Annotated in this window: 22 protein-coding genes, 1 tRNA gene and 1 riboswitch; of the genes, 19 read left to right on the top strand and 4 right to left on the bottom strand. The window is 28.4% G+C overall.

Features of this window, described 5'->3' with window-relative positions:
* Position 1 precedes the first annotated feature (1 nt).
* The 14 genes from rbsD (at position 2) to ACI48P_RS00050 (ending at position 15,086) form a co-directional block, all read left to right on the top strand.
* Positions 2–397 carry a D-ribose pyranase gene (rbsD, locus tag ACI48P_RS00115; RefSeq protein WP_475212250.1) on the top strand — a complete coding sequence of 132 codons (396 nt, stop codon included), beginning with the start codon at positions 2–4 and terminating at the stop codon, positions 395–397.
* Positions 398–1,888 carry a ribose ABC transporter ATP-binding protein RbsA gene (gene rbsA / locus ACI48P_RS00110; protein ID WP_475212248.1) on the top strand — a complete coding sequence of 497 codons (1,491 nt, stop codon included), beginning with the start codon at positions 398–400 and terminating at the stop codon, positions 1,886–1,888.
* Between the two features lie 2 nt (positions 1,889–1,890).
* Positions 1,891–2,865 (top strand): ribose ABC transporter permease, encoded by a 975-nt coding sequence (gene rbsC, locus ACI48P_RS00105; protein ID WP_475212246.1) that lies wholly within the window; start codon positions 1,891–1,893, stop codon positions 2,863–2,865.
* A 14-nt stretch (positions 2,866–2,879) separates the two neighbouring features.
* Positions 2,880–3,773, top strand: a complete 894-nt coding sequence (gene rbsB / locus ACI48P_RS00100; RefSeq protein ID WP_475212244.1) for a ribose ABC transporter substrate-binding protein RbsB — start codon at positions 2,880–2,882, stop codon at positions 3,771–3,773.
* 166 nt (positions 3,774–3,939) lie between these two features.
* Positions 3,940–4,560 (top strand): GyrI-like domain-containing protein, encoded by a 621-nt coding sequence (locus tag ACI48P_RS00095; protein WP_475212242.1) that lies wholly within the window; start codon positions 3,940–3,942, stop codon positions 4,558–4,560.
* Between the two features lie 147 nt (positions 4,561–4,707).
* A complete protein-coding gene (asnB, locus tag ACI48P_RS00090; RefSeq protein ID WP_475212240.1) occupies positions 4,708–6,540 on the top strand; it encodes an asparagine synthase (glutamine-hydrolyzing) in 1,833 nt (610 codons plus the stop codon).
* A 231-nt stretch (positions 6,541–6,771) separates the two neighbouring features.
* Positions 6,772–7,350: a TerD family protein gene (locus ACI48P_RS00085; protein ID WP_475212238.1), complete on the top strand. Its 579-nt coding sequence runs from the start codon at positions 6,772–6,774 to the stop codon at positions 7,348–7,350.
* 19 nt (positions 7,351–7,369) lie between these two features.
* A complete protein-coding gene (locus tag ACI48P_RS00080) occupies positions 7,370–7,999 on the top strand; it encodes a TerD family protein (RefSeq protein WP_475212236.1) in 630 nt (209 codons plus the stop codon).
* A gap of 54 nt (positions 8,000–8,053) precedes the next feature.
* Positions 8,054–9,622: a YceG family protein gene (locus tag ACI48P_RS00075; protein WP_475212234.1), complete on the top strand. Its 1,569-nt coding sequence runs from the start codon at positions 8,054–8,056 to the stop codon at positions 9,620–9,622.
* On the top strand, positions 9,613–10,746 hold the full coding sequence (locus tag ACI48P_RS00070; protein WP_475212232.1) for a toxic anion resistance protein: 1,134 nt from the start codon (positions 9,613–9,615) through the stop codon (positions 10,744–10,746). Before ACI48P_RS00075 ends, ACI48P_RS00070 begins: the two co-directional genes overlap by 10 nt.
* Positions 10,747–10,929: 183 nt before the next feature.
* Positions 10,930–12,006, top strand: coding sequence for an HpcH/HpaI aldolase/citrate lyase family protein (locus ACI48P_RS00065; RefSeq protein WP_475212230.1), 1,077 nt, complete (start codon positions 10,930–10,932; stop codon positions 12,004–12,006).
* Positions 11,987–13,171: a phosphoribosyltransferase family protein gene (locus ACI48P_RS00060; RefSeq protein ID WP_475212228.1), complete on the top strand. Its 1,185-nt coding sequence runs from the start codon at positions 11,987–11,989 to the stop codon at positions 13,169–13,171. Before ACI48P_RS00065 ends, ACI48P_RS00060 begins: the two co-directional genes overlap by 20 nt.
* 20 nt (positions 13,172–13,191) lie before the next feature.
* Positions 13,192–14,280, top strand: a complete 1,089-nt coding sequence (locus tag ACI48P_RS00055; RefSeq protein ID WP_475212226.1) for a cysteine protease StiP family protein — start codon at positions 13,192–13,194, stop codon at positions 14,278–14,280.
* A gap of 2 nt (positions 14,281–14,282) precedes the next feature.
* Positions 14,283–15,086 carry an HAD family hydrolase gene (locus ACI48P_RS00050; protein ID WP_475212224.1) on the top strand — a complete coding sequence of 268 codons (804 nt, stop codon included), beginning with the start codon at positions 14,283–14,285 and terminating at the stop codon, positions 15,084–15,086.
* A 91-nt stretch (positions 15,087–15,177) separates the two neighbouring features.
* Here ACI48P_RS00050 and aspD read toward each other — a convergent pair whose 3' ends face one another.
* Entirely contained in the window at positions 15,178–16,812 is a 1,635-nt protein-coding gene (gene aspD / locus ACI48P_RS00045) for an aspartate 4-decarboxylase (protein WP_475212222.1), read from the bottom strand.
* Between the two features lie 369 nt (positions 16,813–17,181).
* Positions 17,182–17,357: riboswitch (Lysine riboswitch) on the top strand.
* A gap of 134 nt (positions 17,358–17,491) precedes the next feature.
* Between aspD and ACI48P_RS00040 the strand changes: the two genes are divergently transcribed.
* The 3 genes from ACI48P_RS00040 to ACI48P_RS00030 all read left to right on the top strand — a co-directional run bounded on the left by ACI48P_RS00040 (position 17,492) and on the right by ACI48P_RS00030 (position 20,969).
* Positions 17,492–19,228 (top strand): Na+/H+ antiporter NhaC family protein, encoded by a 1,737-nt coding sequence (locus ACI48P_RS00040; protein WP_475212220.1) that lies wholly within the window; start codon positions 17,492–17,494, stop codon positions 19,226–19,228.
* A gap of 302 nt (positions 19,229–19,530) precedes the next feature.
* A complete protein-coding gene (locus tag ACI48P_RS00035; protein ID WP_475212218.1) occupies positions 19,531–20,721 on the top strand; it encodes a pentapeptide repeat-containing protein in 1,191 nt (396 codons plus the stop codon).
* Positions 20,722–20,885: 164 nt separating this feature from the next.
* Positions 20,886–20,969 (top strand) — tRNA-Leu (locus tag ACI48P_RS00030).
* Positions 20,970–21,103: 134 nt separating this feature from the next.
* Here the strand turns inward: ACI48P_RS00030 and ACI48P_RS00025 are convergent.
* Both ACI48P_RS00025 and ACI48P_RS00020 read right to left on the bottom strand, forming a co-directional pair.
* Complete coding sequence (locus ACI48P_RS00025; protein ID WP_475212216.1) at positions 21,104–23,530, bottom strand: Ig-like domain-containing protein; 2,427 nt, start codon at positions 23,528–23,530, stop codon at positions 21,104–21,106.
* Positions 23,531–23,732: 202 nt separating this feature from the next.
* On the bottom strand, positions 23,733–23,933 hold the full coding sequence (locus tag ACI48P_RS00020) for an Lrp/AsnC ligand binding domain-containing protein (RefSeq protein ID WP_475212214.1): 201 nt from the start codon (positions 23,931–23,933) through the stop codon (positions 23,733–23,735).
* Between the two features lie 404 nt (positions 23,934–24,337).
* On the opposite strand from ACI48P_RS00020, the gene ACI48P_RS00015 reads away from it, so the two are divergent.
* Both ACI48P_RS00015 and ACI48P_RS00010 read left to right on the top strand, forming a co-directional pair.
* Positions 24,338–24,502, top strand: a complete 165-nt coding sequence (locus ACI48P_RS00015) for a hypothetical protein (protein ID WP_475212212.1) — start codon at positions 24,338–24,340, stop codon at positions 24,500–24,502.
* Positions 24,503–24,652, top strand: coding sequence for an isochorismatase family protein (locus ACI48P_RS00010; RefSeq protein ID WP_475214098.1), 150 nt, complete (start codon positions 24,503–24,505; stop codon positions 24,650–24,652).
* Positions 24,653–24,934: 282 nt separating this feature from the next.
* Here the strand turns inward: ACI48P_RS00010 and ACI48P_RS00005 are convergent.
* Positions 24,935–25,352, bottom strand: a 418-nt coding sequence (locus tag ACI48P_RS00005; RefSeq protein WP_475212210.1) for a PTS sugar transporter subunit IIC, incomplete at its 5' end; no start/stop codon positions are given.

The following is a 25,352-nucleotide window of genomic DNA, read 5'->3' as shown; positions in this document are numbered from 1 at the left end:
AATGAAAAAGACAGCATTAATAAATAGTGAAATATCGTACACTATATCGAAAATGGGACATACTGATAGTTTAACGATAGGTGACTGTGGATTACCAATACCATCTAACGTAAATAGAATAGACTTAGCTCTAAAATATGGAGTTCCGACTTTCTTAGATACATTGGATGCAGTATTAGAAGAGCTATGTGTTGAAGAAATAATAATAGCTAATGAAATAGAAGAAATGAACGCAAATATATATGAAGAAATATTAAAGCGTTTTGAAAATGTAAAGATAACAAAGGTTTGTCATGAGGAATTTAAAAATATGACAAAAGAAAGTATGGCAGTAATAAGAACAGGTGAATGTAGCCCATATGCAAATATAATATTAAAATCAGGAGTTGTATTTTAAATGAAAAGCCCTATTTTACAAATGAAGGACATCGTGAAGGAATTCCCAGGAGTTAAGGCGTTAGATGGGGTTAACTTAGAACTTTACGAAGGAAAAGTAATGGCTCTAATGGGAGAAAATGGAGCTGGAAAGTCAACACTTATGAAAATCTTAAGTGGTGTTTATAAAAAAGATGGTGGTCAAGTTTACTACAAAGGTGAACTTACTGACATAAAAGGACCAAAAGATGCTGGTGAAAAAGGTATAGCTATAATTCATCAGGAATTAAATTTAATACATGATTTATCAATAGGGGAGAATATATTCTTAGGACGTGAGCCAAAGAGTGGCTTAAAGATAGATTTTAAGAAGTTATATAAGGATGCAGATAAATTACTTGAAAAACTAAATGTAAAAATTAGTTCAAGAGAGTTAGTAGAAAACTTAAGCATAGCAGAACAACAAATGGTTGAAATTGCAAAAGCATTATCATTAGATGCAAAAATAATAATAATGGATGAGCCTACAGATGCACTTACAGATAGAGAAAGTGAAAGTTTATTTAATGTAATAAATGAACTTAAGAATGAAGGGAAAGCAATAGTTTATATTTCACATAGATTAAAAGAGATATTTGAAATTTGTGATTATATAACTGTACTTAGAGACGGTAAGTATGTAGGTAGAGAAGAAATAGTAAACTTAGATGAAGATAAAATGATAGAAATGATGGTAGGTAGAAAGCTTACAGATCAATTTCCAAGGTTAGAGATGAAAAAGGGAGAAGTTGTTTTAAAAGTTGATAACTTAAGTAATGAATATGTTGATAATGTTTCATTTGAGGTAGCAGGTGGAGAGATACTTGGTATATCAGGATTAATGGGAGCAGGAAGAACGGAACTTGCAAAAACAATATATGGTCATTTAAAGAAGAGTAGTGGAAATATATATGTGAATGGTAAAAGCATAGATAACAAAAGCTCTAAAGATGGTCTAAAAAATAAAATAGCATATGTTTCTGAAGACAGAAAAGGTGATGGATTGATATTAGATTTATCTGTAAAGGAAAATATGACAATATCATCTTTAAATAAAATTTCTTCGTTCTTCAAGGTAGATAAGAAAAAAGAATTAAATGAAGTGAAAGATTATATAAATAAGATGAATATAAAGACTCCAAGTGAAAATCAATTAATAAGAAACTTAAGTGGTGGTAATCAACAAAAGGTTGCTATAGCAAAGGCTCTTATGACAGATCCAGATGTTCTTATACTTGATGAACCTACTCGAGGTGTAGATGTTGGAGCTAAAAAAGAAATATATGACCTTGTTAATAACTTTAAAAGTCAAGGTAAGGCAGTAATAATGATATCTTCTGAAATGCCAGAAATATTAGGACTAAGTGATAGAATATTAGTTTTAAGTCAAGGTAGTGTTACAGGAGAGTTTGATAGCAGTAATGCAACACAAGAAGCTATATTAAAATGTGCAGTTGAAGCTAAGGAGGCATAACATTGGAAACATCATCAACGTCAGTTAAGGCAGAAAAGAAAATAAACATAAAAGAAATTTTAGTTAAATATAAAAGCTTAGTAGGCTTAGTATTATTAATAGCTATAGTATCAATGCTAAATCCAGCATTTTTAAGTGTAAAAAATATACTAAATATATTAAGACAAACATCAGTTAATGCAATAATAGCAGCTGGTATGACTTTTGTAATACTTACAGGTGGAATAGATTTATCAGTTGGTTCAATATTAGGTTTAAGTGGAGCTGTATGTGCAAGCTTATTAGTATCTGGGAAAGGTATATTTGTTGGTGTAGCAGCTGCATTATTAGCAGGGGCTATAGTAGGGTTTATGAATGGATTTGTAATATCAAAAGGTAAATTACAACCATTTATAGCAACACTTGCTTCTATGACAGTACTTAAAGGTTTAACATTAGTATTTACAGATGGAAAGCCAATAACTCTTGGAAGTAATGAGCTAGCAATGAACTTTGGTAAAATAGGTGGAGGAACAATTTTTGGTATACCTACACCAGCAATAATAATGATATTAGTATTTATATTATGTTACTATATACTTCAAAATACAAAAATGGGTAGATATACTTACGCATTAGGAAGTAATGAAGAGGCTACAAAGTTATCAGGAATAAACACTGATAAAATAAAAATATGGGTATATACAATAAGTGGTATATTATCAGCAGTAGCAGGTATAATAATTACTTCAAGATTATACTCAGCACAACCTACAGCAGGAAGTGGATATGAACTTGATGCAATAGCAGCAGTAGTACTAGGAGGTACTAAGCTCGCTGGAGGAAAAGGTAAGATAAGTGGTACAATAATTGGTGCATTAATAATAGGTGTATTAAGTAACGCACTTAATATATTAGATGTATCATCATATTATCAAATGATGGTTAAAGGTATAGTTATATTAATAGCTGTACTATTAGATAGAAAAAGTAACTAAGAAGGGAAGATATCATGAAAAAATTTCTTTCTATAATAATGACAATAGTGTTAGCAAGCTTAATGCTTGTTGGATGCCAAGTTGAAGACAATGGAACTAAAAAAATAGGATTTATAGTATCAACTTTAAATAACCCATTTTTCGTTGATTTAAAAAGTGGTATTGAAAAAAGAGCAGCAGAGTTAGGATATGAAGTAGTAGTACTAGACTCTCAAAATGACCCAGCAAAAGAAGTATCAAATATGGAAGATTTAACAGTAAAAAATGTATCAATGGTTTTATTAAACCCAGTTGATTCAGATTCGGCTGTAGCTTCTGTAATGATCGCAAATAACAATGATTTACCAGTTGTAACTGTAGATAGGGTTGCAAATGGTGGTGAGGTAGTTTCACATATTGCTTCAGATAATGTAGCTGGAGGACAGATGGCAGCTGATTACTTAATAGAAAAGTTAAGTGGAGAAGGCAACATTGTAGAACTTGAAGGAACAGCAGGGTCATCAGCTACAAGAGATAGAGGGCAAGGATTTGATGATCAAATAGCTAAAAGTAAGATTAATATAGTATCTAAGCAAAGTGCTGATTTTGATAGAACTCAAGGTTTAACTGTTATGGAGAATATTTTACAATCTAAAAATGAAATAGATGCAGTATTTGCTCAAAATGATGAGATGGCACTAGGAGCACAAAAAGCACTAGCTGATGCAGGAATGAAGGATGTATTAATAGTTGGATTTGATGCAACAGATGATGCTGTTAACTCAGTTAAAAATGGTGAAATGGCGGCAACGGTAGCTCAACAACCTTTATTAATAGGTAAAACTGCAGTAGATACAATAGATAAAATACTTAAAGGGGAAAAAGTAGATGCTTTTATTCCTGTAGAATTAATACTTATAACAAAATAATATAGTTAATAAATATGTTGATTGGATGTTATACCATATATGAAGATATCTAGAATAAGATGTCAGATTATATGGTATAATTTTTTTGTATATTAAAAAGAAATGAAGATTAGTAAATAAACTTTAGGAATATAAGTATGTTGAAATATAAAAAGGAGAAATATTTATGACTAAATATGAATGGAGAAAAAAAGATAAAGATTTATACTTACCAAAATCTAAGCCTATAAGTATAAATGTACCTAAGATGAAATACTTTACTGTTGAAGGAGAAGGTAATCCAAATAATGAAGAATTTTCAAGAGCAGTAGAATCTTTATATTCAACTTCTTATTTTGTAAGAATGATGCATAAGAAGAATATAGCACCAGAAGGATATTATGAATATACAGTATTTCCTCTAGAGGGAGTATGGGATTTAGATGAAGAAGGAAGAAAATTAGATTATTTAAGCAAGGACCATTTTAAGTATAAACTAATGATTAGACAACCAGATTTTGTAACTGAGGAAATTTTTAACCTTGCAGTAGAAAGTGTTAAAGATAAAAAAGATAATCCATACTTAGAACATGTGAAGTTTGAAGAAATTGAAGAAGGTTTATGTGTTCAATGTATGCATATAGGAAGTTATGATAATGAACCAGAAACTTTCTCATTAATGGAAAAATACTGCAAAGAAAATGGCCTTGAAAGGATAGAGAAAATACATAAAGAAATATACATTTCAGATCCAAGAAAAACAGAAGAAGCTAAAATGAAAACAGTTCTAAGAATTAAAGTTAGATAGTAATATAAACTATATAATAAGCTATGCAAATATTATTTTGTATAGCTTATTTTAATTTATTGAAAATATTCTTTGTAAAATTGAATAAACTTATTTTTTAGGACAAAAATATAAGGTACTACAATTTATATGGAGGAATAATAATTTATGTGTGGACACGTTTCAATTTATTATAAAAATATTACTGAAAACATTGATATAGAGAGTATAGCAAAAGATATAGATCATAGGGGACCAAATCATACTGGATATTTTAAAGATGAAAAAATTGATTTTGCTTTTAAAAGGTTAAGTATCATAGATATTGTTGGTGGAAGCCAGCCATTTGAAAAAGGAAACAAAGTAATGGTATTTAACGGTGAAATATATAATTATAAGGAACTAAGAAATGATTTAATAGAAAAGGGATATGAATTTAATACTAAAAGTGATACTGAAGTGTTACTAACTACATATTTAGAATATGGAAGAGATTGTGTAAATAAGTTAAGAGGTATGTTTGCTTTTCTTGTATATGACAAGGAAAGTAATGAATTATTTGGAGCTAGAGATATATTTGGAATTAAACCTTTATACTATATAAACAATGAAGACATTATAGCATTTTCTTCTGAATACAAATCTATATTTAATTTATTAGATAAGCCGGAAATTAACGAAGAAAGCTTACAAAGTTACTTATCATTTCAGTTTGTGCCAAAAAATAAAACTATGGTAAAAGATATTAATCATATTCCACCAGGACATTATTTCTTTGTAAAAGATAATAATCTATCTATTGAAGAATACTTTGAAGTAAAGCTAACACCGGAGAAAAGCATCGAAGCAAAAGATGTACAAAATGTAATAGTAGACTCTATATCTCGTCATATGGAAGCCAATGTTGACGTTGGGACTTTTTTATCAGGTGGAATAGATTCATCAATAGTTGCTACTATTGCTTCTAGTATTAATCCTAAAATTAAATCATTCTCTGTTGGATTTGAAGCAGATGGATATAATGAATTAGAGGTAGCTAATAAAACTGCTACTGCTTTAGGTATAGAAAATATACAAATAAAAGTAAGTCAGGACGATTATATAAAAGCCCTTCCTAAAGTAGCATATCACTTAGACGACCCAGTTGCTGATCCTTCTGAAGTAGGAATCTATTTTTTATCAAAAGAAGCACAAAAACATGTAACAGTAGTATTATCAGGTGAAGGAGCAGATGAGATTTTTGGAGGGTATAACATATATAAAGAATATAATAGTGTGGCACCAATTATAAAGATGCCTAGGTATATAAAAAAAATATTAAATTTTACATCGAAATCTATGCCAGAAATGAGAGGTAAAAGTTATTTATATAGAGCAACTACGCCATTAAGTCAAAGGTATATTGGAAATGCAAAAATATTTGAAAATGAAGAAGTAAAAGATGTTTTGGTACAATACAAAGAAGAATTAAATTATCAGAATATATTAGACGATATATATGAAGATGCAATAAGTAAAAACTATGATTATGTAACTACAATGCAACATGTAGATATAAACACATGGTTACCTGGTGATATATTGCAAAAAGGTGATAAAATGTCTATGGCTGCATCAATAGAATTAAGAGTGCCATACTTAGATAAAGAAGTTTTTAATGTTGCTAGAAACTTAAAAATAAATCAAAAGATTAGTGATAATAATACTAAGGTTTTATTAAGAGAAGCATTTAAGGACATTATACCTAAACATGTAGTTGAAAAGAAAAAACTAGGATTTCCAACTCCGATTAGAGTATGGTTAAAAGATGACTTAGGAAATATAGTAAGAAGTACAATTGAAGATGCAAAAGTTGATACATATATTAATAAAGACTATGTTATTAAACTATTAGATGAACACATTAGTGATAAAAAGGACAATTCAAGAAAAATATGGACAGTATTTATGTTTTGCTTATGGCATCAAATATTCATTGAGAAAAAAGAAATTGTATTTTAAAATGGCTAGCACTTTGTGTGCTAGTCTTATTTTATGGAATCTACAGTATGTATCATTGTTGCTTTACTACTTAAGAATTTAATTTAAAATATAAAAAAAGACATCTAATATACTTAAATTAACAAAAAAAATATGCGATAAAGTTAAAAAGAAGACAAAATAAATGCTATAATAAGATTAAATATAATTTTATTTATTAATTAGGACAAATAAACAAGGAGTGAATAAATTATGGGTATCACATTAGCAAAAGGGCAAAAAGTTGACTTAACAAAAAGTAATCCAGGACTTAAAAAACTTATAATAGGATTAGGTTGGGATTTAAACAAATATGATGGTGGATTTGATTTTGACTTAGATACAGCTGCATTCTTAGCTGGAGATAATGGAAAAGTTACTAATGACTTAGACTTTATATTCTACAACAATTTAAAACATACTTCAGGAGCAGTAGAGCATTTAGGAGATAATAGAAATGGTGATGGAGATGGAGATGATGAACAAATCATGGTTGACATCACAAAAATACCAGCTAATATATCAAGAGTTGCTTTTACAGTAACTATACATGATGCTGTTTCAAGAAGACAAAACTTTGGACAAGTAAGTAATTCATATATAAGAGTTTTAAATAATGATAATAATGAAGAGCTTGTAAAGTATGAACTAGGTGAAGACTTTAGTGTAGAGACTGCTATAGTTGTTGGAGAAATATACAAGCACAATGGAGAATGGAAGTTTAACGCATTAGGTTCAGGATTCGAAGGTGGACTAGAAGCATTATGCAATAACTTCGGAATAAATGTGTAATTAATTAGGGGGTAATGTTATGTCTATAAATTTAAGTAAAGGTCAAAAAATAGACCTTAAAAAAGCTAATCCAGGTTTAAGTGCTATAACTGTTGGATTAGGATGGGATCCAGTTCAAGCGACTGGTGGAGGATTTTTAAAATCATTATTCGGTGGAGGAGAATCAAGTGTAGACTGTGATGCGTCTGTTTTTATGTTAAATAAAAATGGAACACTTGATAATATGAAAGATCTTGTATACTTTGGAAATTTAAGAAGTGTATGTGGTTCATTAATGCACTCAGGAGATAACTTAACTGGTGATGGTGATGGAGATGACGAACAAATACTTGTTAATCTAGATAAAATTCCAGGAAATATACAAAATTTAGTTTTTGTAGTAAATATATATAACTGTGTGCAAAGAAAACAACACTTTGGAATGATAAAAAATGCGTTCATTAGAGTTGTAGATACTAACACTAGAAAAGAAATAGCTAGATATAATTTAACTGACGATTATTCAGGTAAAACTGGGTTAGTGGTTGGAAATATATACAGACAAGGGAATACATGGCAATTTGGAGCAATAGGGCAAGGAACTAATGACACAGGTCTTAAGGACATGATGCAAAATCTAGATAAATTTGAATGTGCAATAGCAGATTAATAAATATAAGAGGATGAATAGTATTATTCATCCTCTAATAAAATGGGAGGATAGATGAGTATGGAAGTTTTCAATAAAATATTCTCCAGCCAATCAGATAGAGGGAATTATACGCCATCAAAAGGTTATAAAAACTATTTTATTTCTTATGAAGGCGTAGATAAAGAGGACTTGTATAATCTTGAAATATATAAAATAAGCAAAAGCTTTGAAAGTAGAAAGGATATGGTATTATTTCATGACACAATACCAAATCCAAGTGATTTTGATACGATAGATTATTTTAAAAATAAATTAATTAATTATAGAGATAATTTAGATACATTAGATATTAATATAATTAACTCAGAATCAATGAACTATAGAATAAAAAAAGCAATAGACATATTTCTAATAGATAAGAAAGATGAATTTGCAAATGACAGAGTTAAGCAGAATTTTATTATTAAAATATTGTCTTGGATAAAGTTATATATAAATAAAATAGAAATAAATAAAAATGAAGCTCCTATAAGTATTTTTTATGGAGATATTAAAAAACATGAAATTTATTTATTAATAATATTACATCTTTCAGGCTTTGATGTATTATATCTAAACCCTAATAAATGTAATAATATTAATGATTCAGATATAAGTAAGTATGGTCTTTTAAAAGAAGTATATAATGCTTCAAATGAATTGCTATCTTTTGAGGAGAGAAGAAATCAAGGTGAAATAATAGATAGAACTTCAATTAGAAAGACTATGACCGTAGGCGCACAGGCATCACGAAGAATAAGTGATGAGTTGTTAAATGATTCAGGTTTTATAAAACCTTGGCAACTTCAAGATAGAAAAGTGAAAAGTTTATTACTAAGTTCAACTATAGATGAGATTTCAATATATTATAACCAACCTTCAAAATTAAGACCAGGCTTTACTTTTGACAATGAAAATGTAATAGTTCCTGTATTTTTTTCTAAAATAAATGGAGTTTATAATGATAATAATCAATACTTAGAATTGGTTAATAGTCTTAAAGATGGGGAAGATGTTTTCTTTATAGAATTTGATGGAAATGTAAACAATTTTTCTAAGGAATTTACTAAAGAAGCTTACAGTTTATCTTTTGTAATAAATGGGGAAGGAATTATTGATAAACAAGCTGTTATAAATGACTATAACTACTCTATTTCTACACTTCATTTAGAGCAAAAAATTATGTTACTTGAAAAAGTTGAAGAAGTTATTGCAAATGATATGTTTATAGAAAAGCTAAGTAAGGAAGACATAATTAAAGGCTTATATACAGTACTTCATATGAATAAGAAGTTTGTATATATGATAAATAACTTTGATTATGCTATGATCAACCCGAAGCTAGTTATGTATATGGAAAAAGGATTTATTTTTAGTAAAGAAGTTACATTCTTGATGCTACTACTTAACAAAATAGGATTTGATATAATTTTATTTTCTCCAAGTGGAGAAAGCTGTATAGAAAGTGTTGTAAACAGTCAATTAGTAGACACACATAGATTAGATAAAATGGCTTATGAATTAAAGTTAGGTTCACTGGAAGAGGATGTACCTTTATTCAAAAAGTTGTTTGGGAAAAGGAGCGGGTCAAAATGGCAATAAATTTAAATGGGCTATCGAATGATCAAAAGCCAGAAGTAGTAGAAAATACTAATATTCAAAACAATAACGATAATTTTGATATTATGGAATATACAAATAATAAGAAGCTAGAATTTAGAAAAAGTAAAGAAGTAGAAGCATTAACTTCGCTTATTGAAGTAGAAAATCCACAAACAATACTTCAATTCGGAAGAGGTGCTTCAGAAGGTATAGCAAGAGTTTCAGATAGCTTATTAAATTCAATAAAGATGAACAGAAATGAAGAAAACTCTAAAATGCTTCTTCAACTTACAAAAATAATGGATAAGTTTGATTTAGATGATTTCCAAGAAGCTAAAGAACCAACTTTTATGCAAAAGATATTTAAAAAAGCTAATAATGCAGTAGAGTTAATGTTCCAAAGATATGAAACATTAGGTTCTGAAGTAGAAAAAATACAAATAGAACTTGAAAATTATGAAAGAGAAATAGCACAGTCTAATAAGCAAATAGGAGCAATGTTAAACGAAAACTTTGATTTCTATAATGAACTTCAAAAGTACATCGTTGCAGGTGAAATGGCAATAGAAGAAATGGATAATGAAATACTACCATTCTTCAAAGAAAAGTCAGAAACTAGTGCTGATCCAATGGCAACTATTGATTATCAACAATTATTAAGTGTATATGATATGCTTAATCAAAGAGTTTATGATTTGAGAGTAGCTGAAAATATTGCAATACAAACTATCCCAATGCTTCGTGGAATGCAAAATAATAACTTTGGATTAGTAAGAAAAATAAACAGTGCTTTCGTAGTAACTCTACCAGTATTTAAGCAGTGTTTATCTCAAGCAATATTACTTAAAAAACAAGAGTTACAAGCTAAATCACTAAAAGCTTTAGATGATAAAACTAATGAATTATTATTAAGAAATGCACAAAATGTTACTACTCAAAGTGCGCAAATAGCAAGAATGGCAGGTTCGAGTTCCATACAAATAGAAACATTAGAAAAAATGCATAACACTATTAAGAGTGGTATAGATGAAACTATGAGAATAGAAGAAGCTAATAGAGTAGCATTAAAAGACAATACGAAAAGGTTAGAAGAATTAAATACTTCTATAATATACAACAAGTAGATTGTTAAAATTACTTTTATAAGTAATGCATATCCAGAGGATGATTTAAGATTTAACTTACATTTAGTAATTGTATAACAAGTGTAAGATGGTATTATTTTTATCTTCTGGATATTTTGCTTACAAGTTTGAATTTTAATAATCTACTTATTTGTATATATACATAAAAAGGGGGGATAAAAAATGAGATACTTTGATTACATAGATGATGAAAATATAAATAGAATATTTTTAAATAAGCCCTGTGAATTTGATTATAGTACTGAGATAGATATACTAAAGTATGCACTAGGGGCTTTTTTATATGTACCTGCAACTCAATACAAAATGATTTATAAAAGTATAGCGGGAAAAGTAAGGGGAGTTAGACCACTAGCTATTTGCTTAGAAGATGCAGTAGGTATAAATGGTGAAAAAGAAGCTATTAACAACTTGATAAATGTCCTTGAAGACATAAAAAAGGACAAATTAAAAAATAATTATGATATTCCTTTAATTTTCGTAAGAATAAAGGATAGTGAACAATTGAAAAAAATAGGGGAAATTATATATGAAAACAAAGGAATTATTACAGGAATATTAATTCCGAAAGCAAATGCCAGCTTACTAAAAGAATGTATTGAGATACTTGATAATTCAGATTTAATGGATATGTATGTAATACCCATTATAGAAAGTAAGGAATTTGTATACAAAGAAAGTAAAGATAAGTACTTTAATGATTTATACAATACTATATTAAGTAATAAAAAACGAATACTAAATATCAGAATTGGGGTAACTGATATCTTAGGTTTATATGGAATTAGAAGAAGTAAGCATTTCTCTATTTATGACAATTTGATAATATCAACATTTATACAAGATATTATTAACCATTTGAATAGACCAGAAATAGATATTCCTATAAGTGGAGGCGTTTCTGAATTCTTTGATATGTATGATGTAGAAATTAAAGAAAAATACATTAAAGAAATCTTATTAGATAAATTTCATGGGTTTATAGGTAAAACAGTAATTCATCCATCACAAATACCAATAGTACAGGCATTATGTGTAGTAAATTATGAAGACTATGTTGATGCTACATCAATTATAAATAGTGTTGATAGTATATATGGTGTTAGTAAAGGTGTATATGGAGGAAGGATGAATGAAATAAATCCTCACTTACTATGGGCAAAGAAAATAATAATTTTATCAAAAATATATGGGGTTTTAAATGAAGGGGTAGACTACAATGAGTTGCTTAAATTTTAAATGTGATTTTAATATTATTGAAAATCCACTTAATCTAAAAATTAATGATTTTTTAGATATTGCTGTTAGAAACAATCCTAAAAGAAGATTTCTATTTGTATCAAAACCATTAGGTAAGCACCTACCATGTAAAGCAGAGAAGATGGATGAACTAGGAAAGTTAATAGTAGAGGTATATAATAGTAAAAAAATAAGTACCAAGAGTGGTACTGTTATTTCTTTTGCGGAAACGGGCACTGCAATAGGGCATAGTGTTTTTGATTATATTGAGGGCGACTATGAATTTATACATACTACAAGAGAAATAGTTGAAGAATACAAAAGTTTAGATTTCTTAGAAGAACATTCACATGCAACAGATCACAAATTGTATTTTAATAACTTAGAAAGTATTAAAAATGGGGAAGAAATAATACTAGTTGATGATGAAATTACAACTGCAAAAACTTGTATGAATATTATTAAGAAAATACAAAGTTTATATCCAAAGAGAAGATATACAATAGGTTCAATATTAAACTGGATGGATGATGATAGTATAAATAAAATAAAAGATTTAGAAAAAGAATTAAATTGTATTATAGAGTGCGTTTATTTATTTAAAGGTAGTTTTGAATTTACTTATAATAATATAGACACAGATAATAAAAGTATAGGTAAGATTAATAATAAAGAATTAGATGTTAGATATATTGATTTAGATATGGATGAATATATAGGAAGTAAGAAATATGTAAAATATACTGGTAGATTTGGAATAACAAAAGAAGACCAGGATAAACTTAAAGATATTGTTAAAAGAGAAAAAAACAAATTGGATATTAGTAATTATAGCGATGAAATTTTGTTTTTAGGAACAGAGGAATTTATGTATATTCCAATGTTATTTGCTAAAGAATGTGTTGGCAATATATGTTATCATTCTATAACTAGAAGTCCGATTATTGAAATAGATAAAGAAAATTATCCTATAAAAACAAAGTTTAAGCTTAATAGTTTTTATAATCCTGAAGTAGTTAATTATGTATATAATTTAGATAAAAAAAACTATAAAGAGTGTTACTTATTTGTAGAATTAAAAAATGAAAAAGAAGACTTTGATCAATTTATAGATATAGTAAAAAATACATCTATAGAAAGACTAAGTATAGTTTGTTGTAGATAAGTAGAATAAGGGGAAAATGGATGAACAAATTTGGGACATACAATAAAGAAGATGTAATATTTTTACTCAAAGATATTTCAGATTTAATAATAGAAGAAGGTAATAAAGAACGAGAGATAAAAATACAAAGTGGAAGACATTATTCTGAAATGATACCAATAGAAAATGAAGTAAGTGAAGAATATCTCAATTTATATAACTTAAAATTAAATGATACAAAAGAAAAACTAGCTTTTTGCATTGGAGTAATGGCAGAGAAAATATTAAAAAAAAATGGCAAAGACTTAGTACTGGTATCTTTAGCTAGAGCAGGAACACCTATAGGAATATTAGTAAAAAGATATCTTAAAAATAGATATAATATAGAGGTTACTCATTATACAATATCTATAATAAGAGACAGGGGAATAGATATTAACGCAATAAAATATATTGTACGAAATCATCCAAGTAAAAAAATACAGTTTTTAGATGGATGGACAGGAAAAGGAACTATTTCTAAAGAGTTAAATAACTCATGTATTGAAATAAAAAATAATTTAGGAATCAGCTTAGATTCTACCCTAGCAGTACTTGCAGATCCAGCAGGATACTCGAGTATATATGGAATTAGAGAAGACTTTCTAATTCCAAGTGCATGCTTAAACTCTACAGTATCAGGATTAATTAGTAGGACGGTACTAAGAAATGATTTAATAGGTATAGAAGATTTTCATGGAGCTAAATATTATAAACATTTAGAAAATAAGGATGAGTCTATAAGGTATATAGAAACAATTAGTAGTTGTTTTATAAGTCAGTATAATAATATAGATAAAGAACTTTCTAATTATGATGAAGATATAATAACAAAAAGTGGAGATATTGATATATCAACAATAAAAAATAAATATAATATTGATAACGTTAACTTTATAAAACCAGGAATAGGCGAGACAACAAGAGTATTATTAAGAAGAGTACCAGATAAAATATTAGTAAAAGATATTAATGATAAGTCTTTAGAGCATATTTTAATATTAGCAAAAGAGAAGAATGTTAAAGTTGAGATCATAGATCTAAAATCCTATAAGTGCTGTGGGGTAATTAAAAAGATGAAGGATGTATAATTATGATTATTTTTTCAGATTTAGATAGGAGTATAATATATTCTAATAAATTTATCGAGGAATTTAATGATTTTGACAATGAATATGAGTGTATAGAAAAAGTAAATAATAAAGAAGTATCTTATATTTCCTTAAAAACAATAGAATATTTAAGAGAAATTCAAGATTTTGGAACATTTATACCAACAACAACAAGAACAGCAGAACAATTTAGAAGGATAGATTTTAATAATTATAATATTAAATTTAAATATGCTATAACTTCTAATGGGGGTACAATTCTTAAAGACAATGAACCGTTAAAGGAATGGGATGTTATTATAAAAGATATTGTTAATTCATCTGGAAAAAGAAAAGATATGATGGATGAATTTGTGAAATATAAAAATATTCCTGGAATAATTAGTTTAAAGAATGCTGGAGAATTATTTTTTTATTTAGTTGTTGATAAAAGTATTTTTAATATTAATAATATAAAAGAGTACATAACAACTCTAAATAAAAATAAATGGCTACACTACATAAGTGGGAGAAAGATATATTTCTTACCAAAAGGAATAAATAAAGAAAATGCCATTGATTTTATAATAAACAAAGAAAATATAAGTCAATTTAGTTCAATCGGCGATTCTATAATGGATTTGGGCATGTTGAATATAGCAAATAATCCATATATTTTGAAACATGGTGAATTAGCTAAATTTAATGATGAACACTATAAAATAAGCAAAAGTATTGGTATGGATGGCACAGAAGAGATACTGTTAAGTTTATTAGAAAAGTATTATATTAAAAATACTTATTAGTAGTCTTAAGTAAATAATTTTAACCTGTGAAAAGATAAATTTATAGAAAATAAAAAGGTTTATCAAATTATTTTGATAAACCTCATACTATTTATACTACTAAGCTTATTGATTTTTCATATTCAGTATAGTATCCGTCTAAGATCTTTTTAATAGCATTACCTATTTCTGTGTAAGCTTCATCTTGTAAGTTTGCTAGTGATACTCTTATAGACCACTCAGGCCCAGCGAAGCCATTTCCGCTTAATAATACAACAGAGTAATCGTAAGCTAATTTATATAATACATCTACTGGTGAATATTTTTCTTTTATATACTTAGTTAAGCCTTCACCATGAGTAGTATTAGCCCATTCTTCTATATCAAACTGAGTGTAGTAAGCAGCATTGTTTTTATCTTCTTTAATTTCTATTCCTAAAGCATCATATAATAATTTTTGACGTTTATGACAAATATTCATATTTAAGGCTTTGTAAGAATTTTGGCAGTCAATTAATGCAAAAGCAGAGAAAAATGCCATTTGAACTTGTTGTGGTGTAGATAGGCCAGCCGTGTGATTTAATGCTACAAGTCTACTATCAGCAACTATTCTGTCCATAAATGGTATACTTGATGGATTCATACTCATATCTCCGTAACGTTTGTTAAGAGATTTTTTTAAACCTTCATCTAAGTCATTAATTCTTTTATCAAAAACATTGTCTTCATGGAGAGCCATAGTACCTAATCTCCAACCTGTAACACCAAAGTATTTAGAGTATGAGTAAACCCCTATAGTATTGTATGGAAGCTTAGCCATTAAAGAAGTAAAGTCTTCTACAAAAGTACCATAAACATCATCTGAAATTATCATTAAATCCTCATTATAGTTTTTAACTACTTCAACTAAGTTGTTGCATGAATCTTCGTTTATAGCTATAGAAGCGGGATTATTTGGGTTTACTACAAATAAAGCTTTTATTGAAGTATCTTTAAGTTTTTCTAGTTCTTTCTTAGAATACTGCCATGTGTGATTTCCATTTTCGTCAACTTCATCAGCATTAATATTTATTACCTCAAAATTATAACGTGGAAGATGAGGTATTTCTAGATATGGTGTAAATATAGGAGTCATAAGAGCTATTTTATCACCTTTTCTTAAAAGTTCATTAGCCATTAATGAATCAAATATGTAACACATAGCTGCTGTTGCACCTTCTACTGCAAATACATCTATTTTACCGCCTACTTTTGTGTCATATTTCATTTCTTGGATTAAGTAATCATGAACAATTTTTTCACAGTGAGGAAGCATTCTATCTGGAAAAGGATAATTATCTCCAATTATTCCATCTGCAAGTTCATGAACAAATTCATCTATATTAAAATTAAGTACGTTTACTCCGAAGTCAACTATCCTTTTAGCAAGATCAGATCCTGGCATTTTTTTATTTTCCTCTATATATTTATAAAAACGATCACCAATTCCGTTAATTTGGGGCATACCAGCTAAATCACCTAGATCCCAATTTGATCTGGTTTCGCTTACCGCAAATTGTCCAAAAGTAAAGAAAGCCTCACGAGGTGTAGCTGCAGTCCAGTTTGGATTTCCTCTGCCAGCATCCAATACACATCTCTTATTTTTGTTAGCAGAGTACTTGGCTAAGTCTATTAATTTATCCTTAAATTCGAAAGGGCTTATTTTACCATACATCATTTGAAATTCTTTAAAACTATACGTTCTCATAACAAACATCTCCTTAATGTCAGATAATTAAAAATAATTCTATACTTAATATTATATACTCTTTGCTAGAAAAGTAAATGATAAAATAAGGTTAAAAAGTAAAAAAACTTATGATTGAAAACTGATATTGAATTTTTGCTTTATTTTATAATGAAATGGTAAAGGTCTAAAAACTATAAGATATGAATTGATATTACAAAAATATAGTTAATTTTAAGGATTGTATTAAAATTTAAACTTCATTATATAATACCACATATAATTAAATGGACAATATAAAAAATTCAGCTTTTGTAAAATATTCTGAAAAAACTATTGAAATATATGTTTTGGTAATATATACTAATAAGTATAAGAAAAGTGAATAAAATGTAGGGTAGAGGCGCGGTACTTAAGAGTACTAGTAATGAGGTAAGCACAATGATTTACTAGGAAAGGAATTATCGCCGAAGTGTATAACTGAAGCTTTAAGGTTGTATAACTGGGGATGCATAAAATATATGTATCACTGTCACAAACTTGTTTTGTGGTGAGCTATCATTTAAGGAAGTTTTTGTATGCTTATATAGTTTAATTTGATGTACAAAATATAGAGCCTTGAGTGTTATCTCAAGGCTCTTTTTATTTTACTCAAACCCTCAAAAATATTCACTACAATTACTTAAAAGGGGGAAATAACATGAACAGAAGAAATTTTAGACTTATTTTAATGACAGCGATGATTTTAATATTATCATCAACTACAGGATTTGCTGAGGAAGTAGATATTCAGGCGGCAAATGCAGCTAAATTTGGTATTTTAACTTTAATACCACCATTAGTGGCAATAGCACTAGCATTTATAACGAAAAATGTTGTAGTATCATTGTTAATAGGAATTATGTCAGGTAGTTTTATCTTGAATATCACAGGTAGCAATGTATTTAGTGCATTAGTTCAATCTTTCTTAGATGTAGTAAATAGAGCATTAAATTCTCTTGCTGATCCTTGGAATGCAGGAATTATACTACAAGTTTTAGCTATAGGGGGGGTTATAAACTTAGTAGCAAAAATGGGTGGTGCAAAAGCTATAGCTGAAGCATTAGCAAAAAGAGCAAAAAGTGCTAGAGGAACTCAATTAATTACTTGGTTTGCAGGGCTTTTAGTTTTCTTTGATGATTATGCAAATGCATTAATAATAGGTCCAATGATGAGACCTGTCGCAGATAAGATGAAAATATCAAGAGAAAGACTAGCATTCATAATAGATGCGACTGCTGCACCAATAGCAGGATTAGCAATAATATCTACTTGGATTGGACTTGAAGTTGGATTAATAGGTGAAGCTTTTCAAGGTATAGGATTAGAAACAAATGCATTTGGTGTATTTTTAAATACTATACCATATAGATTTTATAATATATTAATACTTGCTTTTATAGTAATATCTGCTTTACTTATGAAAGATTTTGGACCGATGAGAAAGGCTGAAATAAGAGCAAGACAAAGAGGAAATACTGGAAGTGAAGTATCATCAACTAAAGATGAAAAGTCTGTAGAATCTGATTTAGAACCAAAAGAGGGCGTAAAATTAAGTATATGGAATGCAATAATACCTATAGGAACATTAATTGCTGCGGCTCTTGTTGCATTTTACTATAGTGGATACTCAAGTATCATGGGTGGAGATGATGCCACTTTAATATCAATATTTACAAATTCGCCATTTTCTTTTGAAGCTATAAAAGAAGCATTTAGTGCATCTGATGCATCTGTAGCATTATTCCAATCAGCTTTACTTGCAAGTGTGGTTGCAATAATCATGGCTGTAGGACAAAAAATATTCACAATATCCGAGGCAATAGATGTTTGGGTTGATGGTATGAAGACATTAGTAATAACAGGGGTTATATTATTACTTGCTTGGTCGTTAAGCTCTGTAATAAAGGAATTAGGTACAGCAAAATACTTAATAAAATTATTATCAGGATCATTCCCAGCATTCTTACTACCAAGTTTAATATTTGTATTAGGTTCTATAATATCTTTCTCAACAGGAACAGCTTATGGAACAATGGGTATATTAATGCCATTAGCAGTACCACTTGCACATTCTATAAACCCAGAAATGTCATTCATAATAGTTAGTACAAGTGCAGTATTAACAGGTGCCATATTTGGTGATCACTGTTCTCCAATATCAGATACAACAATATTATCTTCAATGGGTGCAGGATGTAATCATATTGAACATGTTAAGACTCAAATGCCATATGCTTTATTTGTAGGTGCGATTACAATTTTATTTGGATATATACCAGCTGGACTTGGGTTACCTATATATTTAGTATTACCATTAGCCTTACTTGCAGTATTTGTAGGAGTTCAAATACTTGGTAAGAGAATAGAAGAAGCTGACTTAGAGTTAGCTGAATAGTATATATATAATTAAATAAGATGATATAAAAATGTCTTAGTAAATTACTAAGGCATTTTTTATGCTTAAGTATATTATAATACTTCGAAAAATGTGGATAATTTCTGAACATAAGTAATATCAAAAACTGGCTTTGAACTTAAAAAAGATTTTGAGCAACGGACGAAGTCGCTCATATAAAGCGAATTTTTTATATAAATAAAATATAATTTTCATAGCTTATGAATTAGCGAAAGTATAATTAGTACTCAAAAACAACATAATAAACATATATTTATGAAAACAGTAAGAAGGAGTAAACTATGGCTTATATAAATTTTAAAGAGGAAAGAGCTAAAGTTAATAATCAGTTGGATAAAAGAAAACATAACAATGAAAACTTATATAATAATATATTGAAACATAAAGATTCCCTAAGTGGATATACACCTAGTGAAAGATACAGTTTTAAAAGCTATGAAGGAGATAGTTTTGGAAAAAAAGGAGTTTTAGGAGAAGAAGATTTTCATATTATTTGTAAAGAAGATATCGTTTGTACAAAATTTATTGACTGCAAATTTAATAATGTAAAATTCATAGACTGTAGATTTGTTGCATGTGTTTTTGATAACTGTGAATTTTGTGGTGGTGGGGTAATATTTGAAAACTGTTTTATGGTTAAGAAAGATAGTGATAAGCTTCCATCACTAAATAGAAAAGACAACTTGTCCACTAGTTTCAATAATTGTAATATTTATGCAAAGTTTTTAAACTGTGATATTTCCTTTGCAATAATAGAAAAAAGTAAAATAATAAATACCTCTTTTGAGCAAACATCTATGATTAGCTTAATATTAAGCAACTGTGAATTAAATAAGATTACTTTTGAAGATTGTGATTTCACAGGTGGGAAGATAGTAGCTTCATATATAGTTGATTTAACTTTTGATGACAAATATAGAACAAAGTTAGATGAAAAAAGTTTCTTTGATAAAATTGAACCTAGGGTAAAGGACAAATCTGAGTATGAAGGAATTTATATGACATATGAGACTTTAGCAAATAAATTTAAAGAAAATAATTTAAATAATAACTTTGGAGAATTCTATTACTTAGCGAAAGGAATACAAAGCAAATGTATATCTTTATTCCCTAGAATTAGAGCATATATATACTGGTTTACTTGCGGTTTTGGAGAAAGACCAGAATACGCCCTTTATTCAGGAATAGTAATAATATTTATATTTGCTATCTTATATTTGTTTACAGGCGTAGCCATTGATGGAGAAGAAGTTAGATATACTGTTAATACAATAGGAACACTTTCTTTAGCACAGTTTTTTAATGATATTAATGAAACTATAAATTTAAGTGTAGGTACATTTGGTGGACTAGGATGTATAAATTGTGAGCCAACTAAGGTTAGCTATTTCTTAACTAATATAGAAGTAATTATTGGAATAGTAATGATGGGGCTTGGTATAGGTACATTAACTAGGAAAATCGTTAGGTAGTTTATTTAAAATTAAACATTAAATTAGATTTTTAAAGATTACGGTTACAATACTATAAAACATATAATTCATTATGATAATATAAATATTATCATAATGAATTATTATAAATTTTGTTGCGGTTGATATGTATATGTGCTACTATTAACTTGTAATAAATATTGGCGGATGTGGCGGAATTGGCAGACGCACCAGACTTAGGATCTGGCGCCTATGGCGTGGGGGTTCGACTCCCTTCATCCGCACCATTGAAATACACGAAAAGATATTAGCCATTTAGCTAATATCTTTTTTGTTATAAATTAACGAACATATAAACAAATAATTGTTATAATTGTAAAGAAAGTAATTAACGATAAGTTATTTTATATAGTTATATTTACTAAAGAGGAGTATTAACAACATGTCTAACAATAATGTTATCACGAGTAAGTTGAACTTCTTTTAAAAGTCCACCATCACCATCAGGATTAATTAAGTTAAGGTTATCAATATACCCATCAGGTGTAACCTCTAATAATATATATCCACCAAGTTTTAATGTTTCCTTAGGTTTTTCCCATATTACAACGCCTTCAGAATTGCATTTTCCCTTCAATTTAACTTCATCTGTAAATTGTATATCTTCGGCAGTTAAATCTAAAATATAATTCTTCCACGTGATTTCATTTATAGGTAAATCAATTTCTCTAGCTAATATAAAAGTAATGTCAGAAGGATTATTGTCTAAATCTCCACCAATTATAGTTAAATCAACATGAATATCATTAGGATTAAATGTAGGTACAGCAGAACCTATTTTAAAGTTAGTAGAAAGAGTTTGTTCATCTGACTTTGGAAAACTAGGGTCAGTACTCATATAGAAGAAGTACTGGTTATTATAGTTAGGTGTTGCTGTGAATGTTGTAAAAAAATATGGCATAAAAGTAGTCGCATCTGGTTGGAGTATTACCGAACCTGTACCAACTAATGGATTAGAACCTGTTTTCTCAATCTTTATATAGTATTTAGTCGGTGAAAATATACGGTCAGCCACTAAGTTCTCAACATTAATTACAACATCTTCATAAGAACTATATACATTTTCTACCGAATAGATTAAGTCTATTTCTGGAACTGATGATACTGAAATTATGCAATAAGCTTTAAAGTTTCCATCTACGGTAGTAACTTCTATAGTAGCAAAATCTGGAGATATACCAGTTATTGTACCGCTAGAAGAAACTGTAGCCACAGATGTATCACTAGATGAGAATACTACGTCCTTAATAGTGGCATTATCTGGTTCAATAGTAGGTATAAGTTTTATACTATCACCTGCATAGATAGAATCAGAAAGTATATTTAAGGTTAATCCAGTTACAGGTATAGCTGTTTGAGAAGTATCAACTAATATAGTTAAAGTTGCAAGAAGATTTGTTTTATCAACTACTCCGGTTAAAGTGAAATTACCAGTAGCGTCAGATGGTACCTTAAATGTAGTTTCAACATAAGAGTCATTAAGTTTCCAAGTAACAGGCATAGGTACTATATAAGAATCACTTCTAACTACATTTGCTGTAGTTGGAAGTAATATAACTTCACCAAGAATAGCTTCTATGCTTGGGATAGGAACAATATTAGTTATTGTTAGTACTGATACATTTGTTTGAGCAAGATATGGTGATTCTGCACTAGAGGCATTTATTGTAGTATCCCCTTGTTCATGAGCAGTAACAATTCCAGTAGAATCAACGGATGCGATATTTACATTTAAAGATTCCCAAAGTACATCTTGGTTATTAGCATTAAGTGGAAGAACTTGTGCTTTTAATTTATAAGAATCACTAACTATTAGTCCTAAATCAGATGGATAAAGTGTTATGCCGGTAACTGATATGGAAGCAGAGGCATAAATAAGTGTTTCGATAATAAAACTAACATTACCTGGTAATTTGATTTCCTTATATGGAGTAATAAATCCAGGAATATCTTGGCATTGAATAACTAAATTACCGCTAGGTTCACAGGAAAAAGTAGCAACTCCATTAATAGTATGAATTGTTGTTATAATTCCATCTCGTATAAAGTTTACATCTATATCATTTGGATGTTCGTTATTATCTTCCCAAATAACAGATACTTGAACAGTTATACTTCCTTTAGAAACCTCACTACTATGTTTACCGCTACTACCTTGACCATTTTTACCATGGCCTTGCCCTTTACTACTGTGGGATTTTATAGAAGGGCTTAAATCAACAACACTAGATACTTGTGATAAAGTATAGGTTGCTACAAGAGGAGTTGTTGTTGGTTCAGTTTGATCTAATTGAATGTTGACAAAGTCATTAGTTATATCTAACACAACTCCTTTTGCGGTAGAACCATTAATAAGAGATAATTGGATTCGTTTTCCTAGATACTGAGAGATAACCGTAGTTAAAGGGTTGGTTTCTTTTTCACATCCACCATTATCCTTGTCATTTAAAGGTATAAAGCCTAAGATAGAATCTAATAAATAAATACCTATTTTGGTAGATTCTTTACTTTCCATATTAAGTTTAAGTTTAATGATTGTATCATCAATATATATTAGGGTACCTGTTATATTAGGTGGTTTTGCAGCAGGAGGAGACGCAGGTATTATTATTTGTATTTTTTTATTAATAAATGGAAGAAGAACCTCTTTTATTTCTGATGGACTTTTGGACAAAAATGTATAAAATAGCTTATAGAACTTAGATAAATAATTTGTGTATAAACAATCACAGTATGTGCAATTATGATGTTTACTATGATAACAATAAGATGAGTCATCAGTTTTCATTATATCACCTCATATAATAGATTATAAATATGGATAATATTTATATCATATTATATGAAAAATACAATAAAATGTTTAAAATATAATAAAATTTCCATACTAGGAAAAAAATCGACATAATTCTATTTCAAAGTAAGTATAATAAATTGAATATTAGACCACTATCATATGTATATAATTCAAAGATATAAAAATCAATGATTTACTTTATTTTATCAATAGACATAGAAACTTGATAATTAGCAAATGTGCTTATTTCATTTAAAATAGAATTAAATAAAATATTATCTAAAGTTTCAACTTTTAATAAGTAACAATAGTCAGCACTTACACTAAAAGCTTCAGTAATTTCACTATACTTATTTATAATTGACTTAATATTAATATGGTCATAACTGTTCATATAAGTTTTATAAATGAAGTATTATTATTTATCCCTAATTTATAATTATTTACATCAATAGTGAATTTTTCTATAGCGCTTTCATTAATAAGTTTATTAACTCTAGCACCTACAGCCTGGCCAGTCATATGTAATTTTTATCCAAGGTATCTGGAGGTTAATTTAGAATCGTCTTTTAATTCTTTAAGTATATTTAAATCTATTTCATCAATCTTCAAATTCAAATTCTTTATAAGTTTTTCATAATGAAAGTTTTATAACAATAACTTTTTCGTCACAAAATTGAAAAATAATATAAAAATATTATAATTTAATTATGATAAATAACAAAGTAAATTAAACATATTTACCTGATCTTTATCAAATAATAAAGTTATTTATAACATAAAAGGAGATATAAAAATGTGCAAAGTACTTTTAGTAATAGATTTACAAAATATTTTAAATGCAATAAAAAAGCAAAAGAGAATAATATACCAATAGTACACATTCGACATATAGCAGATCCTAGTTTAGGATTAGCGTCATTTTTCAATGAAGGAACAGTTGGAGCAGAAATACATACATAAATTTTACAAGCTGCACCAGAAGGTAAGATAGTAGTTAAAGTATATGCAGATGGATTTTATAAAACTGATTTAGAAAAAGTATTAACAGAACTTTTAGTATGTGGTATGATGACACAAGAATGTGTAACACACACTGCAATATCAAAATAAGCAGAAAAATATAATGTTAAAATACTACAAGATTGCTGTACAAGTATTAATGAATCGATACATCTGATAGGGCTTCATGCAGTATCAACTCGAATGGATTTAGTTGGATATAAAGAAGCTATTAATTATTATTTGGGATGAATATTTATGAATAGAATATTACTTTATTGAATTCAATAATAAATGTTATATAGTCGATCCAGGATATGAAAAAGAAAGATTAATAGATAAACATAAAAAAATAGCTAATATCAATAATGATATTAGCTATTTAACTATTTATTAAGCAGCTTGAGAATCGTTAGAGTTAGTTCCACGAACTATATCAGCAGTAGTTATTTTGTAGTTTTTGAATATTGCATGTCCTATAAATCCAGCAGCTATACTTACTAAAGCACAACCAGTAGCAGTTATTACAACTTTCATTGGATCATTGTAAGCAAACATAACAGCAAGACCAGCTATTGGAGTAGCAGTACCAGGAGACATGTTTGTTAATCCCATTAGAGATATTATAACCCCAGACATAGCACCACCTATAAAGTTAGTAACGTATACTGGTATTGGGTTAGCAGATATTAAGTCCGCTTGAGTTAATGGCTCTATAGCAACAGCTATGTTGTCTTTCTTAGAACCAAACTTCATCTTAGAGAAGAATACGAAGTTCATGAAAGAAGAACCAAATACTGATAAAGCACCT

It is taken from the genome of Romboutsia sp. LXY-2 (assembly GCF_056171995.1).
This window is presented reverse-complemented; position numbering and strand designations above follow the sequence as displayed.

Bases quoted from the DNA above. Each gene is read 5' to 3' on its own strand.
- rbsD (WP_475212250.1), top strand. From the start codon at position 2: ATGAAAAAGACAGCATTAATAAATAGTGAAATATCGTACACTATATCG.
- rbsA (WP_475212248.1), top strand. From the start codon at position 398: ATGAAAAGCCCTATTTTACAAATGAAGGACATCGTGAAGGAATTCCCA.
- rbsB (WP_475212244.1), top strand. From the start codon at position 2,880: ATGAAAAAATTTCTTTCTATAATAATGACAATAGTGTTAGCAAGCTTA.
- ACI48P_RS00095 (WP_475212242.1), top strand. From the start codon at position 3,940: ATGACTAAATATGAATGGAGAAAAAAAGATAAAGATTTATACTTACCA.
- asnB (WP_475212240.1), top strand. From the start codon at position 4,708: ATGTGTGGACACGTTTCAATTTATTATAAAAATATTACTGAAAACATT.
- ACI48P_RS00085 (WP_475212238.1), top strand. From the start codon at position 6,772: ATGGGTATCACATTAGCAAAAGGGCAAAAAGTTGACTTAACAAAAAGT.
- ACI48P_RS00080 (WP_475212236.1), top strand. From the start codon at position 7,370: ATGTCTATAAATTTAAGTAAAGGTCAAAAAATAGACCTTAAAAAAGCT.
- ACI48P_RS00075 (WP_475212234.1), top strand. From the start codon at position 8,054: ATGAGTATGGAAGTTTTCAATAAAATATTCTCCAGCCAATCAGATAGA.
- ACI48P_RS00070 (WP_475212232.1), top strand. From the start codon at position 9,613: ATGGCAATAAATTTAAATGGGCTATCGAATGATCAAAAGCCAGAAGTA.
- ACI48P_RS00065 (WP_475212230.1), top strand. From the start codon at position 10,930: ATGAGATACTTTGATTACATAGATGATGAAAATATAAATAGAATATTT.
- ACI48P_RS00060 (WP_475212228.1), top strand. From the start codon at position 11,987: ATGAGTTGCTTAAATTTTAAATGTGATTTTAATATTATTGAAAATCCA.
- ACI48P_RS00055 (WP_475212226.1), top strand. From the start codon at position 13,192: ATGAACAAATTTGGGACATACAATAAAGAAGATGTAATATTTTTACTC.
- ACI48P_RS00050 (WP_475212224.1), top strand. From the start codon at position 14,283: ATGATTATTTTTTCAGATTTAGATAGGAGTATAATATATTCTAATAAA.
- aspD (WP_475212222.1), bottom strand. From the start codon at position 16,812: ATGAGAACGTATAGTTTTAAAGAATTTCAAATGATGTATGGTAAAATA.
- ACI48P_RS00040 (WP_475212220.1), top strand. From the start codon at position 17,492: ATGAACAGAAGAAATTTTAGACTTATTTTAATGACAGCGATGATTTTA.
- ACI48P_RS00035 (WP_475212218.1), top strand. From the start codon at position 19,531: ATGGCTTATATAAATTTTAAAGAGGAAAGAGCTAAAGTTAATAATCAG.
- ACI48P_RS00025 (WP_475212216.1), bottom strand. From the start codon at position 23,530: ATGAAAACTGATGACTCATCTTATTGTTATCATAGTAAACATCATAAT.
- ACI48P_RS00020 (WP_475212214.1), bottom strand. From the start codon at position 23,933: ATGAACAGTTATGACCATATTAATATTAAGTCAATTATAAATAAGTAT.